Source organism: Paraburkholderia flava, assembly GCF_004359985.1.
GTDB lineage: Bacteria > Pseudomonadota > Gammaproteobacteria > Burkholderiales > Burkholderiaceae > Paraburkholderia > Paraburkholderia flava.
On sequence record NZ_SMRO01000004.1, the window covers coordinates 488570 to 503483 of the forward strand.

A 14914-nucleotide genomic window follows, 5' to 3' on the forward strand; every position below is an offset into this window, starting at 1 on the left:
ATCGACGGAATAGCACCACCCCGCGACACGTTCTGACTACAGCAGGCGCATTTCGTCGAGCCTTCATGTGCTCCGGCTATGCGTCCTGCCAGGCGAACCGATGGGGTCTACACGGTGTCGGCGCGGCGCCCCGCGTCGCGATACCGGACCGTCGAGCAGGACGAATTCATGCGCAATTTCATTGGACTCGGCATCGTGGTGTGCAGCTGCGTCGCATGCACGACGGCGGTCGTGCCGCAACCCGCCACGCAGTCATATTCACCGACCGCAGCAGCCGTGTCGCCCACGTGCCGGCCGGTCAACGCCACCGCGAATGTCGACGGCAGCCCGCAGAACCTGACCGGCCTCGCATGCAAACAGCCCGACGGCACCTGGCGGATCCAGCAGCCGGACGCAGGCGTCGACGTGCTGCCGCCATACGCGAACGATGCGGACTATGCGGACGACTATCCGTACTACCCGTATTACGACCCGTGGTTCTACGGGCCGCTCGCCTTCGGCTTCGGCGGATCGATCATCTTCGTGAATCATTTTCACCATTTCCATCATGGGGATCATGGTCACTATGGCGGACACGGCGGCTTTCATAACGGCTTTCACGGAGGCCACAGCTTTCATGGCGCTGGATTCCACGGAGGCAACAGCTTCCCTGGCGGCGGTGGATTTCACGGCGGCGGCGGACGTCGATAGTTCATGCAGCGAGAAGCCTCACGCAACCGTCGATGCAACCGCCGATGGAACCTCCACACCTCCGTCAGAGACGCGATGTGGTCGGCGGTTGTGTGGCTGACGATCGCGAGCGCCCTGTCGCTGTGGATCGCATGCGACGCTCGCGCCGCAGAAACGGAAACGGAAGCGGGCGCATCAGCGGCCACAGCGGAACGAAGCCCCGGCGTTCCACCGACGCAGGTCGGCAAGCTGCCAGTCGATCAGCAAGTCCGCTGGCTACGTCACGCCGCACAAACCGGCGCGCTTGAAAAACTCGACGACACCCAGCTGCTCGCGCTGTTCCAGTCGCTCGATCCGCTGACCGTACCGCGCTATATCGAAGCGGGACCAAACGGCTATCCGTCGTACGAGTTCACGATGATGCGTCGCGAGCGCATTCGCGGCATCTGGCCGAAGCGCGCCGATCACATGCTGGTGCGACTCACACGAGAGCCCCTGCGGATCTACGCAAAATGGCTGCCCGACGGCGCGCATGCGGGCCAGGAAATCATCTATGACGAATCCCGGCGCAGCAACGAAATCTACGGCCACCTGGGCGGCCTGCTGAACGTGATGCCAATGTGGGCCTCGATGAACGGCGCGCTCGCGCATGCGCAGTCGAATCATCAGGTGCGCGACCTCGGCACCGAGTTCATCGCGAGCCAGTTTCTCGCCGAAGGCAAAAAGTTCTCGGAGTCCGGCGTCATGCGTCCGGAGCGGATCGACGTGCAGACGATCGACGGTGTACGCGTCGTCGCATTCACGTACGAAACGCCCACGGGCCAGCCCGAGTTCTACGCGAAGAAGGAAACGCTTGGACTCGATCTGCGGCATCCGTGGTTTCAGACCGCCGAGTCCTACGACAACGAAGGCCGCCTCTTCGAAAAGATCGTGTTCGAAACAGTCACGCCGCAAACCTTCGACGACTCGACGTTCGATCCGAAGAACCCCGCATACCGCTTCTAGGCCGCGCGCAACACCGCGCTTCCCGCGCAAAATCCGGCGCGCCGGTAGAATGCCCTGATCCCCGCAGCCCACACCACGACGAACAATCTCGACTTCTACAGGGACGGGGAGTCGCCAGCGCCTGGCCGCGGACCCCGACGGAGGTAGCGAGTAGTGACCACCAGTGAACGAAAGCCTGGAACGGCAGCGGGTGTTTCTTCCAGTCGGCTCCCATCGATGACGCCGTCGCTGCCCGCGCGGCCCCTGCGCATTCTGCTCGTCGAAGACGATGTCGACATGGCGCGCCTCATCGGCCAGACCATTGCCGAGAACGGGTTTTCGCCACGGTTCGCCGCCTCGGCAACGGAGATGGATCTTCAATTGCGCGATGGCGACATCGATCTGATTCTTCTCGACAACATGCTTCCCGGCGAAGACGGACTTGAAATTTGCCGTCGCTTGCGAACCGTGTCGAGCCTGCCGATCATCATGCTGACAGCGTCCGATGATGACGGCGATCGCATCAACGCGCTCGAGCTTGGCGCTGATGACTACATCACCAAGCCCTTCAACTCGCGCGAACTGGTCGCGCGCCTTCGGACCGTCATGCGGCGGAGCCAGCTCGGACGAGGCGCCGACGCTGTGCGCCCTCGGACCTTTCGATTCGCCGGCTGGTGCGTCCATACCGTCGAACGTCAGCTCTATAACCCGGATGGCGCGCGCATAACGGCAACGAGTGCCGAATTCGATCTTCTTGTCGCCTTCTGCCTTAACCCGGGCCAGGTCATTTCACGGGAGCAACTGCTCGACCTGACTTATGGTGGCGCGGCCGGCCCTACCGAGCGAACCGTCGATGTTCATGTCAGCCGCATCCGTCAGAAAATCGAGGCCGATCCCCGAGAGCCGACGCTAATCAAGACCGTGCGGCTTGGAGGCTATCTGTTCACTCCACCGGTGGACGCGTCGTGATCGACAGCCTCAAACGATATTTGCCGAAGAGCATCGCGGCCCAACTGACCACTGTCGTTCTCGTGTCCGTTCTGCTGGGGGTGTTGCTGACGACAGCCACATTGAGCATCGTCGTCACGCGTTCGGGGATGCGAATGGATCCGGAAGCAAAGGCCGCGTCGGAAGCGGCCCGCATCGCGACCATCGTCAAAGAGGCGGCGAACGCCCGCTCGCCCGAGCAATTGGCGAATGTGATCGCCGGTGCGCAATCAAGCACGGGCTCTGTCCGGCTGGTGTCAAAACGGGAACTGCCTGACGCCTCGGGCGAGGCGAGCAGCTACGTGAAGCGAGTGTCCGCCGGCTTGCGGCAGAGCTGGCATATCGATCCCATTGCGATGGCCACGCATTCGATCGCCGTCGATATTGGCGACGGGCGAGCGCTCCTGTTTCAGGAATCCGAACGGCAATTGCTGCAGACGTTTATCACCGTCCAGGCGATCGTCGGTATCGGCTTGATTGTCGTCGTCGTTCTGGCACTTTCGATCTACGCGATCGGTTGGGTCACAAGACCCTTGTCGACGATCGCCCGGGCAACCCGGGCATTTGGGCAATCCCCGCACAACGACGACCCGCTGGACACCAGCGGCCCCGCCGAAATTGCACAGGTTGCGGAAGCGCTCAACGACATGCGCCGACGCATCCGCAAGCTCGTCGACGATCGAACCGGCATGCTGGCCGCGATCAGTCATGACCTGCGCACGCCGCTGACGCGTCTCAAGCTCCGTTCCGAGCGCGTGACGGATGCCGGGACACGCGCCGCCATGTTGAGCGATATCTCTGCCATAGACGGCATGGTCCGCGGCGCATTGACTTACTTGCGTGATGGAGGAACGTCGGAGGCATTGCAACTTGTCGATCTTCCAAGTCTGTTACAGACGATATGCGATGCGTACAGCGACATCGGATCGGATGTCGTTTACTCCGGCCCGGCGCGCCTGAATTTTGTCTGCCGCCCGGAGGGGCTGACCCGCGCAGTCATGAACATCATCGATAACGGCGTAAAGCATGGAACTCAGGTCGGGGTTTCCCTTGAACAACGAGGTCCGGGTGCAGTCGGAATCGAAGTCTGGGACAACGGCCCCGGCATTCCCGCAGACCTGCGGGAGAAGGTATTCGAACCGTTCTTCAAGGTTGACAGCGCACGCTCGGTGGCGAAGAGCGGGTTCGGGCTGGGCCTTTCCATTGCGAAAGATATTGTTGATCGCCAGGGCGGCACGATCACCTTGTCCGACAGGTCGCCATGTGGATTGTGCGTGCGCCTATCCCTCAGAGCAGATTTTCATCAGAGCGGCAGCGATGATTTGCCAGCTAGCAGACTGAAGATGCCGCCGTCGACAACACACGTTTCGGCATAGCAGCCGTCGGCTTGAGGCATCGGCCGGATTCCCCGTGCGCACGTCCCGCAGCACGCTGCAACATCTCTAAATATCACTAAACATCCGGCAGCATGTGCTCGCTCTACATTAGGAGCGCTTGCTTCCGTGATGTCGGCCGGCTGCGCCGGGGTCCGGAATGTCACGTTGACGCTCAAGGACTCATGCCATGCAAAAAGCTATCAGGCGAAACGCCTTTCGTACCCTTCTCTTATTTCATTTCCTCGGTATTGCTCTGTCAGTCGGATCGCGCTTCGTCGACTTCGTGATCGAGAAGCAGACCGAAGATTCCAGTCTGCAAATGCTCACGTTCGGTCGCGATCTCACCGGCGTCACCGCGCGAACGCTCACTGCCCCTGGGTTCTGGCTGGTTATCGTGACAGGCGTAGCGATGACCCTCCTGCGATACGGGCGCCGACCACCGATCTGGGTGTGGATAAAAATAGGGCTGACGGTCGTGGGCCTGGTCGTAGCCTCCGCGCTTGTCGCACCTGCGTTGCAGGCTTCGAGGCAGTGGGCTCACTGGAGCGTTGATCACAATCAACTGGCGCAACAGTTTGTGCAGAGCGCGTCCCACGCGTCCTTTTACGGGGCAATAGTCTTCACGCTGTTTCTCATCAATCTTCCCGTCGCGATCTGGAAGCCGTTCCTGTCGGTCAAGCCGCCATTTTCAGGCAGCAAAAAAAGCGAAGCCCAAGCGATCGTCGAACAGGCAGGCGGCACGGCTTCGAACTCAATCCCTTCTGTCAAACAAGTCAACCTCGGGAAGTAAAAATATGCTTCGCAAGACCCTGCTGCTGCCCTTCTGCATCACTGTCATATCAACCGTCGCCTCCTTCGCACACGCGCAGGGAATCGATTTCGACAAGACGGCTTTTACGGCTCAACAACTCGCGCCGAATGTCTATACCCTGACAGGCTCGCCAGGTACCGACCCCGGACATCCCGAGGCCGCTGGAGGACGCATCGGTTTTATCGCCGGTCCCGATGGTGTGTTGATGGTTGACGCGTCCTATGCGCCGCTCGCACCGAAGGCACTCGCAGCGATCCGCAAGATCACTCCGGGGCCGATCCGCTATCTGGTCGACACCCATTCGCACCCGGACCACACCGGCGGCAACCCCTTTTTTGCCAGACAGGGCGCGTTGATCATTGCGCGGGAAGAAGCATGGCAAGACCTGAACCAGCCGCCACCACCCGCTTTGCTCGCGGCGATCGGCCGCGCGGCGTCTTATACCGATCCGGCCCGGCTGCCGACCATCACCTATGGGCCGAACTCGATGCTGAAGATCCGGATGGATGGCGAGACGATCGATATCATCGCCGCGCCGCCCGGCCACACGAACGGGGACACCCTCGTGCGGTTTGAGAACGCGGACGTCATGATGATCGGTGATATCTATCGGAATTATGGCTATCCGTTTGTCGATCCTGCTCATGGCGGCACGTTCAAGGGCATGCTCGCGGCGATCGATCTCACGCAGAAGATTGCTGACTCAGGAACGAAGCTGGTGCCTGGCCACGGCGGCATCATTACGCGGGACGACCTGGTTCCGTACCGGGAAATGATCGTGGCCGTTGCCGCGCGTGTGCAGGCGATGATCGCCGCGGATCGTTCGCTCGATCAGGTCCTGGCCGCAAAGTTGACGGCTCCCTACGATGCTCGCGTCCGCGGGGGACTCGATCCCCTGCCAGCAGGCCTTGGCAACAGCGCTGACCGCTTCATTGGCGCCATATATGCCGAGATCAAGAAGAACGGCCCGCTTTAAAGCGCACACAGGAAGTTTCGATGGGGGTGCCGACATGCGCGCAGTGATGTTGCGAATCGCCCGCTTCGCAGCTGACTCGAGAGCGCTCGCTCCCGCAAACGCTCGCATGACGGAGTGGTCCATTTCAACGTCGGCCTGGGAGATCACGGCATGGGTTACCGCCGCAGCTGGAAGCAAATCGTGTTGAGCAGTTCGCTCCTGTTAGTGGCGACTCCAAAGCCCGCATTCGCCGTTGACCTTGTCCTGAATCACCGCATTTCCGCCGCGCTGGCCAATGAAGCGGTGGCCGCTGTCGTGTCCACCTGTGCAGTCAGGGGCTACACGGAATCCGCAACCCTCGTGGACATCGATGGCGTCCCCGAAGCTACGTTGCGCGGCGACGGAGCGGGAGTACATACGCAGGAAAGCGCGAGCGACAAGGCGTACACGAGCGTCAGCTTGAAGATCGACACCTTGACGCTCAAGGGGCAGGTGCAGAACACGGTCGCCCCCGGGGGACCCTTCTCGAAATTGCCTCATCTTCTGCTGTTCGGCGGTGGCGTCGTCATCAAGCTTGGATCTGAGACCATTGGCGCAATCGGCGCCGCTGGAGCGCCGGGAGACAAGATCGACGACGCCTGTGCTCACGCGGGTTTAGACAAGATCAAGGATCGCCTGGTCCCGTGATCTTCTTCCGCCACCTCGGAGGCGCTTGCGATCGGTGTCGAGATTCACTTAGGCACCGCGCGCCACACCCCGCGCAAAACCCGGCGCGCCGGTAGAATGCCTGATCCCCGCAGCCCACACCACAATGAACGATCTCGACTTCAACTGCACGATGTGCGGCAAATGCTGCCACGGCCTGCGTCTCGCATTGACCGTCGACGAAGCGCGCGCGTGGCTCGCGCGCGGCGATCGCGTGGAGCTGATGTGCGAGGCGATTCCGTGGCCGGTCGAACCGGACGCGGACAACCGCGAGGCGAACTACCGTCGCGCGCGCTCATTCCCCGCCACGAGCGGCACGTTGCCAGTGCGCATCGCGGTGCTGCTCACCGGTACGTTCGACGGTCCTTGTCCGAATCTCGGCGCGGACATGCGCTGCGGCATCTACGAAACGCGGCCGCACGTGTGCCGCATCTATCCGGCGGAGATCAATCCGTTCGTCACGCTCGATCCCGCGAACAAGGGCTGCCCGACCGATGCGTGGCACGGCGAACCGATGCTGCGCGAAGGCAGGCTCGTCGATAGCGAAGTGCAGGCGGTGATCGATAGCGCGCGCGCAGCCGGCGAGCGCGACGTGCCGGCGAAGGCGCATCTGTGCGCGACGCTCGGCATCGATCGCGCGGCGCTCGCGAACGAGGGCTTCGTTACGTACACACCGGAACCGCGCGCGTTGCTCGATGCGTTATCCGATGCAATCGATGCAGCGAAAGCGCACGCCCAAACGCACACGTCACATCAATGGACGTTCGTATCGAACCGCCGCGAAACCATCGGCACGCTCGAATCGGTCGGCGCACAGGCGAACGTACCGGACGCGACAAACGCATACGGCTACCTCGGATTCTTCGCAGCGACGTAATCGAAGCAACGCATTCGCTCACTGCGCCCGCGATACATCACGTAAAATCGGCACATCATTCGCCAACCCTCGCACGCATGTCCGCGGATCCCTCACCACGCAACCAGGAAGGCGTCGCCGTCATCGACCGCGCATGCGCGATCCTGTTCGCGTTCAAGCCGACCGACAATGCGCTCACGCTCGCCGAACTCGCCGCGCGCACCGGCCTCTACAAGAGCACGCTGTTGCGTCTCGCGGGCGCGCTGATCCAGCATCGTCTGCTGGTGCGTCTCGACGACGGCCGCTATCAGTTAGGACCCGCCACTTTTCTGCTCGGTGCGCTGTATCAGCGCAGCCTGAATCTCGGCGACGTCATGTTGCCATTGATGCGCGAACTCGCCGAAGCGAGCGGCGAGAGCGTGTCGTTCTATGTGCGCGACGGTGCCGTGCGCGTGTGCCTGCATCGCGTCGATTCGAAACACGCGGTGCGGTTTCATGTGCATGAAGGCGATGTGCTGCCGCTCGAAAGCGGGTCGGGTGGTCAGACGCTGCTCGCGTTCGGCGGCGAACCGGGTGCGGCATTCGAGCGGATTCGTCAGGATTTCTATTGCGTGTCGATCGGCGAGCGCGATCGCGACACCGCCGGCATCTCGACGCCGGTGTTCGGCATCCAGCAGACGCTGCGCGGCGTCGTCACGCTCGCGGGTCCGAGTTCGCGCATCGACGATGCGTTCGTCGCGAACAATCTCAATGCGCTGTTCGATTGCGCGGCGCGCGCGACCGAAGCACTCGGTGGCGACGCGCGTGCGTTGCGTGATGCGCAGCGGGCACAGCGATCGAAGTAATCGCGCGCATCACCCCAGGTGCCGTTCCGCCTCACCGGTATAACGATACGCAACCTGCCTTGGCATAGGCCCCTTGTTCCGCTCATGACGTCCGCGCTGCTCCCACGCATGCGCGAGAATCCCGACCGCACGCGACAGACAGAACACGCCGCGCGCCAGCTCTGCCGCAAACCCCAACTCTGCGTAAATCACCGCGCTCACGCCGTCGATGTTCATCGGCACCGGCTTGCCCTTGCGCGCGTTTAACAACGCTTCGATGCCACGCGCAATCGCTGCATAACGCCCGACGACGACACCCGCCTCCACCTGTTCATCGACGAGCGCCAGCAAGCGCGGCGCACGCGGATCGACCGGATGAAAGCGATGCCCAAAGCCCGGCAGATATTTGCCGCGCGTCTCGATGAACGCATCGACGCCCTGCTCGATCGCTGCATCGAACGGCGTGCCCGCATCGATGCGTTGCGCGATCTCGTCGTACAGTTCGACGGCCTGCTGTCCGGCGCCGCCGTGCACGTCGTCGAGTGCGTTGATCGCCGAGGCCATCGCGCCGTTCAGCGGCAGCCCGCAACTCGTCGCCATCCGGGAGATCGCGATCGACGGTGCCTGCGGCCCATGATCCACCGATGCGACGAGCGCCGCTTCGAACAGCTTCGCCTGCGCGTCGCCGGGCAGTTCGCCGCGCAGCATCAGCCAGATCATCTGCGGAAAACTCACGTTGCCGATCAGCTCCTGCACCGGATAGCCGCGCATGCGGATCGAGCCCGGATGGATGTCGATGATCGACGTGCTCCAGTAGTCCGCGCACAGCGCAGCGGCGTCGAGTTTCTCGGTCATATCAAATCACTCCTTCAACATGCAGCCGGTCGATGTGCGCGTCGTCATAGCCGAGCTGACCGAGAGCCTCGCGCGTATGAGCGCTAAGTTCAGGCGCCGGCGTCGCAGGCGCGGCATCCGCGCCGCTCACGCGGAAGCCCGCACGCGTCACGCGCTGCGGCGCTTCGCCAGGTTGTGCGGGCAGCTCGCGGATAAAACCACGCGTCGCGAGATGCGGATGCGCAAGAATCTCCGGCACCGACAGCACGCGACCACCCGGCACGCCGCGTTCGAGCAGCTTCGCGTCCCAGTTCGTCGCGCTGTCGTGTGCGAGCGCCGCTTCGATTTCGACCTTCAATGCCGCGCGATTCTGCTTGCGCACATCGCGTGCGGCGAAGCGTTCGTCGGTCGGCAGATCGGGACGGCCGATCAGTTCGCACAGGCTCACGAACTGCCGCGTCTCGTTCGCCGCGATGTTCAGCAGGCCGTCGCCGGTGCGAAACGTGCCGGACGGCGCGGCCGTGAAATTCTCGTTGCCCATCGGCGTCGGCTCGACGCCCGCGTTCAGATAGTTCGACACGACCCAGCCCATCGTCGCGAGCGTCGCTTCGAGCATCGACACGTCGAGCATCCTGCCCTTGCCGGTCGTGCGCGCATCGACGAGCGCCGCGCAGATACCGAACGCCGCCGTGATGCCGCCGACCGTGTCCGACACCGGATAGCCGACGCGTAACGGCGCGCTGTCCGCGTCGCCGGTCACGCTCATCGCACCGGACATCCCCTGGATGATCTGATCGTACGCCGGCCGGCGCGACAGTTCGCCGTCCGCGCCGAAACCGGAGATCGCGCAATAGATCAGTTGCGGACGGACGGCCGCGAGCGTGTCGTAATCGAGGCCGAGTCGCGCCATCACGCCGGGACGAAAATTCTCGACGAGCACGTCGGCGGTTTTCACGAGATCGAGCAGGATCGCCTTGCCGCGCGGGTCCTTCAGATTCAGCGTGACCGACTGCTTGCCCGCATTCACCGCGACGAACGACGCGCCCATGTTGCGCGCCGCCGCGTCCTTGTCGGCACCGAGACGTCGCGCGAGATCGCCGCCGTCGGGATGCTCGATCTTCGTCACGTCGGCGCCGAGCAGCGCCAGTTGATACGCGCAGAACGGCCCGGCCAGCACGTTCGACAGATCCAGCACCTTCACACCCGCCAACGGCAACATCGTCGCTCCAGTCTGTTCAATCGTGTTCACTGTGTTGTTCACCACTAGATCTCGTCGAGCGTGCGGCCGTTCGTGCGCGGCCCGAAAATCCCGATCGCCGCCATCACCGCAACCATCGCCACGCTGATCAGCCCGAACACGCCGGGCACACCTGCATGCCGCAACGCGAACGCGATCATGAAGCCGGAGAACATCGCGGACAGACGCGACATCGAATAGACGAAACCGACGGCCGTCGCACGCATCCGCGTCGGGAACAGTTCGGTCTGGTACGCGTGATAACCGACGGAAAGCAGCGTGCCGCATAGCGTGATCAACACGCCGAGCACCATCAACGCGGCAGGCGACGTCTGCATCGCGAACAAGCTGCCGAACACCGCGATGCCCAGCGAAGACAGCACGATCAGCGTCTTGCGCTCGATCCGATCGGCGAATGCGAGACCGAGCAGCGGGCCGAACGGATTCGAGATCGCGATCACGAACGAGTACATCAGGCTGTGCGTGATCGTCACGCCCTTCGATACGAGCAGCGTCGGCACCCATGACGCAAAACCGTAGAAGCCGATCGCCTGAAACAGGTTGAAGACAAGCATCGTGATCGCGCGGCGGCGATACGGCGGCTGCCAGATTTCGCTGAAGCGGGCACGCGGTTGGGTCGGTTCATCGAGCGCATCGGCGGGCGGCAGCGCGCGGCCGTACTCGGCTTCGACCTTCGCTTCGAGCTTGCGCATCACCGCTTCGGCTTCGTCATGACGACCCTGCTGCGCGAGCCAGCGCGGACTCTCCGGCACACGTCGACGAATCGCCCACACGACGAGCGCACCCAGCGCACCAATGATCACCACCCAGCGCCAGCCGTCGATGCCGAACGGCGTCTGCGGCACAAGCCACCACGCGCACAGCGCCACCGACGGCACCGCCGTGTACTGCACCAGATGCACGAACGCGAACGCCCGCCCGCGCAGATGCTTCGGCACCAGCTCGCTGACGTAGGTGTCGATCGTCACGAGTTCGACGCCGACGCCGATGCCGGCGATCAACCGCCACAGATTGATCGCGGACGAGCTGGTCTGGAACGCCATCACCAGCGTCGCGAACGAGTACAGCAGCAGCGACATCGTGAAGACGGCGCGGCGTCCGTAGCGGTCCGCGAGGCGCGTCAGAAAAAACGTGCCGATGAAGAGACCCGCGAACGATGCCGCGACGAACGCGCCGAGTCCGGAGAAGCCGAAGAACGACGCGGTCGTCGTCGAGTACAGCCCGCTCTTCACGAGGCCGGGGCCGACGTACGCGGTGAAGAACAGATCGTAGAACTCGAACCAACCGCCGATCGACAGCAGGAACACCAGCATCCACACCGTGCGCGTAGCGGGCAACCGATCGATCCGCGCGTTGATGCGCGAACCCGCGCCGACAGCACCGGGTCTTGAACTGGGCGACGCGTGCGCAGCGTCGAGCGGGAAGCTGGCCATGACAGGATCTCCTTTGCGCGTCGGGCGAGCCTGACGCGGTATCGACACGTCGTTCTATCTGATAGAACGACGTTCTATTTAATGTAACGCATGATAGCGCGCCGCTGGTCCGGTTGAGGACCAGGGTTTTTACTTGGGAAGTGACTGGAAAAAGAGACCTGCGGCGACCGCTACACGCGTTGTGACCACACCGACACACCAGCCGGATCGATCGTGAAACGCTGCGGTTCGTGCTCGCGGATGCGTGCATCGTCGCTCGCGAATTCGAGCAACGTGCCGTGGATCCGCACGCCGACGTAGCGTTCGCCGCGACGCAAACCGATCGTCTCGACGATGCCCGTATGCGGACCATCCTGCGCGGCGACGATCGCGCGCGACGCGATGCGCCACATCACCGGTTGCCCGGGTTCGAGTGCGTGGTTCGCCACCGTGTCGAGTTCGAAGCCTTCGCTCGCGGTAACCCGTCCCGGCGCGCTCGCGACACCCGTGCCGACGTTGTGCAACCCGAGCAGTTCGGCGACACGCATCGTCGCCGGTTGTTCGAACACGTCGGTCACCGCGCCGGCCTGGATCACACGACCCTGATCGACGACGAGCACTTCGTCCGCGAGCAACGCGGCTTCGTCGGGATCGTGCGTGACGATCACCGTCACCGCCGAAATCTCGCGCTGCAACGCGCGCAGCGACTGCTGCAACCGCCGACGACGCGGCGTATCGAGCGCGGCGAACGGCTCGTCGAACAGCAGCAACTGACTGTGCCGCGTCAGCGCACGCGCCAGCGCGACACGCTGCCGCTGACCGAACGACAGCTGATGCGGCAACCGCTGCGTCAGCGTCGCGAGGCCCAGATGATCGACCCAGTAACGCGCGCTCGCCGCATCCGCATCGACTGGAAACGCGAGTTGCTGCGCGACCGTCATGTGCGGAAAGAGTCCGTAGTCCTGCGGCATGTAGCCGATCTGCCGACGCTCGGTCGGCAACGCGCCGAGGTCCAGCGTGCCGAGCGCGACGCGGCCCGCGTCGTTGCGCTCGAGACCGGCGATCAACCGCAGCGTCAGCGACTTGCCCGAGCCCGACGGGCCGATGATCGCGAGCCGTCGAGTAGACGGCGACCACGCGACGTCGAGATCGAACGTGCCGAGCGTGCGGCGCAGTTCGAACGCAAGGCGTGGCGGCTCGGCGGTATCTTCGCTGCGGTCTTCGTCTGCCGGCACGACCAGCGGTTCGTCGCCGTTCACGAGACGCGCGGTGACGTCATCGATACGCACGCGACGTTGCCAGATTGACAGCGCCGCGCAGACGATCGCGATCGCGAGCGTCGGCAGCAGCAACGGCATCATCGCCGGCAGCCCCTGGCCGCCGAACACGACGTACGTATAGACCGGCAACGAATACGGGTGATACGCGACCATCACGGTCGCGCCGAATTCGCCGAATGCGCGCAGCCACGCGAGCGCGAGGCCCGCGCGAATCGCCGGCCACGCGACCGGCAGCGCGACACGAAAGAAGCGACTGCCCGCGTGATGACCGAGCGTCGCGGCGACGTCTTCGAACACGGGATCGACCGACGCAAAAGCAGAGCGCGCGGCGATGATCAGAAACGGCGCGGCGACGAAGGTCTCCGCGAGCACGATGCCGGCGAATGAATCGGTGAGCACGCCGCCGAACGCCTGGCCGATCCAGCTATACGGCCCAAGCAAAAACAGCAGCAGCACGCCGCTCGTCAAAGGCGGCAACGCGAGCGGCAACTGCACGACAAAACCGAGCGCGGCCATCGCACGCGACGACGAACGCGCGAGCCAGTACCCGAGCGGCACGCCGCCAACCAGAATGATCAGCGCCGACACGCTCGCACTCGCCGCCGACACACCGACCGCCGACCACGTCGCGCGCCAGTCGACGCCGGCCCAGTCCGCGTGACCGATCTGCGGAATGCTCGCGAGGAACGGCGCGCACAGATAAACCGCGAGCAGTACGGCGAGCCAGCGCAGCGGGCGCGCCGCGCCTGGCCGCACTGCTGCGGCTTGCGTCATTGCGCGGCGTCGATGACGGCTTGCAGCGACGGCGGCAGCGCCTGGCCGTTACCCGTCACGGTCGGCTTGACCACGTCGACGCCGTGTTCCTTCAACAGCGCGCGGCCCTTCTCGCTCAGCAGGAAGTTGACGAAGCGCGTTGCACCGGCGGAATTCGGCGCGTCGGCGAGGATCGTCAGCGTGTAGCTTGCCTTCGCCTGCAGTTCCGGCGCCGGACGCAGCGACGGGATTTTCAGGTCGGAGGTTTCGGTCGAGTAGAAGAAACCCGCGTCGAGCTGGCCCGATTGCAGACGGCCGACCAGCGTTTCCTCAGGCAGCACCTGCTCGGGATTTTCCGGCGCGCCGAGCGTCTTCTCGACGAGGTCCGGCTGCTGATACAGCTGCGCGGCCTTCGTCATCATCTCGACGGTGAACGCACCCTTCGGATCGAGCTTCGGATCCGTGCGGCCGATGCGGATGCCCGGCTCCTGCAGCACCTTGTCCCAGCGCGTCGTCTTGAAGTCTTTCGCGAAGCGGCTCTTCGGGTTGTAGCCGATCATCAGCGGCGACTCCGCGAAATTCACGTACCAGCTCACATGATCGCCGTTCGCCGCGCCCATCAGGCTCGTATTGACCTTCGGGCTCGCACTGATGAACACGTCGCCGCGCCGCAGCTTGCCCTTGATCTCGTTCGCGATCTTGTTCGAACCGGCCGCGTAGCCACGGAAATGCAGGCCCGTTTCCTTCTCGAACGCCGGTCCGACACTGCGCTCCATCAGATTCACCAGCGAGCCGGCGTACAGCACGTCGACGGTATCGTCCGCCGCGTACACGTTGCCCGCCGACGCAGCAGCCGCCGCAGCCGCGACGATCGCGATGGACATCAGCCATTTGCGCATCATGAGATTTCCCGTAGCGTTATAAAGGCCCATATATTACGACGTCTGAAGCGCGCGCGGCATGGGGTTGGACATAGTGTCGGTATAGAGGGATCGGAGGGCGCTTCGGCGCGTGTTGCCGGGTACGCTCGCGGTCCTTGCAACGCCGCGCGGAACACCGCAAAGTGGGACTTACACGCCTTCCCGGCGTGCGTCGTCGCGTGCTATCGTTTAAGCACATCGAGCGGAGAGGGCCGCGCGTCGAACGGGGTTCGCATGCGGCTAAATGTCTCACGCAATCGAACCGGATTCACGAAGGGATTCACCACTGC

Annotated in this window: 14 protein-coding genes; 9 read left to right on the plus strand and 5 right to left on the minus strand. The window is 63.6% G+C overall.

Annotated elements, in window-relative coordinates; all coding sequences use genetic code 11:
* Nucleotides 1-168 precede the first annotated feature (168 nt).
* From E1748_RS30180 to E1748_RS30220, 9 genes are all read left to right on the plus strand, one after another.
* Nucleotides 169-690, plus strand: a complete 522-nt coding sequence (locus tag E1748_RS30180; RefSeq protein ID WP_133650968.1) for a hypothetical protein — start codon at nucleotides 169-171, stop codon at nucleotides 688-690.
* 75 nt (nucleotides 691-765) lie between these two features.
* Nucleotides 766-1674, plus strand: coding sequence for a DUF1571 domain-containing protein (locus E1748_RS30185; protein WP_133650969.1), 909 nt, complete (start codon nucleotides 766-768; stop codon nucleotides 1672-1674).
* Nucleotides 1675-1890: 216 nt separating this feature from the next.
* On the plus strand, nucleotides 1891-2622 hold the full coding sequence (locus E1748_RS30190; protein WP_133650970.1) for a response regulator: 732 nt from the start codon (nucleotides 1891-1893) through the stop codon (nucleotides 2620-2622).
* Nucleotides 2619-4016: an ATP-binding protein gene (locus tag E1748_RS30195; protein ID WP_133650971.1), complete on the plus strand. Its 1398-nt coding sequence runs from the start codon at nucleotides 2619-2621 to the stop codon at nucleotides 4014-4016. The genes E1748_RS30190 and E1748_RS30195 overlap by 4 nt, the downstream gene beginning before the upstream one ends.
* 187 nt (nucleotides 4017-4203) lie before the next feature.
* The gene (locus tag E1748_RS30200) at nucleotides 4204-4806 is read left to right on the plus strand and encodes a hypothetical protein (protein ID WP_133650972.1); all 603 of its coding nucleotides are present in this window, start codon (nucleotides 4204-4206) and stop codon (nucleotides 4804-4806) included.
* Between the two features lie 4 nt (nucleotides 4807-4810).
* Nucleotides 4811-5803 (plus strand): MBL fold metallo-hydrolase, encoded by a 993-nt coding sequence (locus tag E1748_RS30205; RefSeq protein ID WP_133650973.1) that lies wholly within the window; start codon nucleotides 4811-4813, stop codon nucleotides 5801-5803.
* Nucleotides 5804-5953: 150 nt separating this feature from the next.
* A complete protein-coding gene (locus tag E1748_RS30210; protein WP_133650974.1) occupies nucleotides 5954-6469 on the plus strand; it encodes a GlcG/HbpS family heme-binding protein in 516 nt (171 codons plus the stop codon).
* A gap of 124 nt (nucleotides 6470-6593) precedes the next feature.
* The gene (locus E1748_RS30215; protein WP_133650975.1) at nucleotides 6594-7364 is read left to right on the plus strand and encodes a YkgJ family cysteine cluster protein; all 771 of its coding nucleotides are present in this window, start codon (nucleotides 6594-6596) and stop codon (nucleotides 7362-7364) included.
* Nucleotides 7365-7441: 77 nt separating this feature from the next.
* Entirely contained in the window at nucleotides 7442-8188 is a 747-nt protein-coding gene (locus E1748_RS30220) for an IclR family transcriptional regulator (protein ID WP_133650976.1), read from the plus strand.
* A 9-nt stretch (nucleotides 8189-8197) separates the two neighbouring features.
* Here E1748_RS30220 and E1748_RS30225 read toward each other — a convergent pair whose 3' ends face one another.
* The 5 genes from E1748_RS30225 to E1748_RS30245 form a co-directional block, all read right to left on the minus strand.
* Complete coding sequence (locus E1748_RS30225) at nucleotides 8198-9022, minus strand: citryl-CoA lyase (protein ID WP_133650977.1); 825 nt, start codon at nucleotides 9020-9022, stop codon at nucleotides 8198-8200.
* A gap of 1 nt (nucleotide 9023) precedes the next feature.
* A complete protein-coding gene (locus E1748_RS30230) occupies nucleotides 9024-10220 on the minus strand; it encodes a CaiB/BaiF CoA transferase family protein (protein WP_133651017.1) in 1197 nt (398 codons plus the stop codon).
* Nucleotides 10221-10264: 44 nt separating this feature from the next.
* The gene (locus E1748_RS30235) at nucleotides 10265-11692 is read right to left on the minus strand and encodes an MFS transporter (protein WP_133650978.1); all 1428 of its coding nucleotides are present in this window, start codon (nucleotides 11690-11692) and stop codon (nucleotides 10265-10267) included.
* A 170-nt stretch (nucleotides 11693-11862) separates the two neighbouring features.
* Nucleotides 11863-13725, minus strand: coding sequence for an ABC transporter ATP-binding protein/permease (locus E1748_RS30240; protein ID WP_133650979.1), 1863 nt, complete (start codon nucleotides 13723-13725; stop codon nucleotides 11863-11865).
* Complete coding sequence (locus E1748_RS30245) at nucleotides 13722-14606, minus strand: extracellular solute-binding protein (RefSeq protein WP_133650980.1); 885 nt, start codon at nucleotides 14604-14606, stop codon at nucleotides 13722-13724. Before E1748_RS30245 ends, E1748_RS30240 begins: the two co-directional genes overlap by 4 nt.
* Nucleotides 14607-14914: the final 308 nt, after the last annotated feature.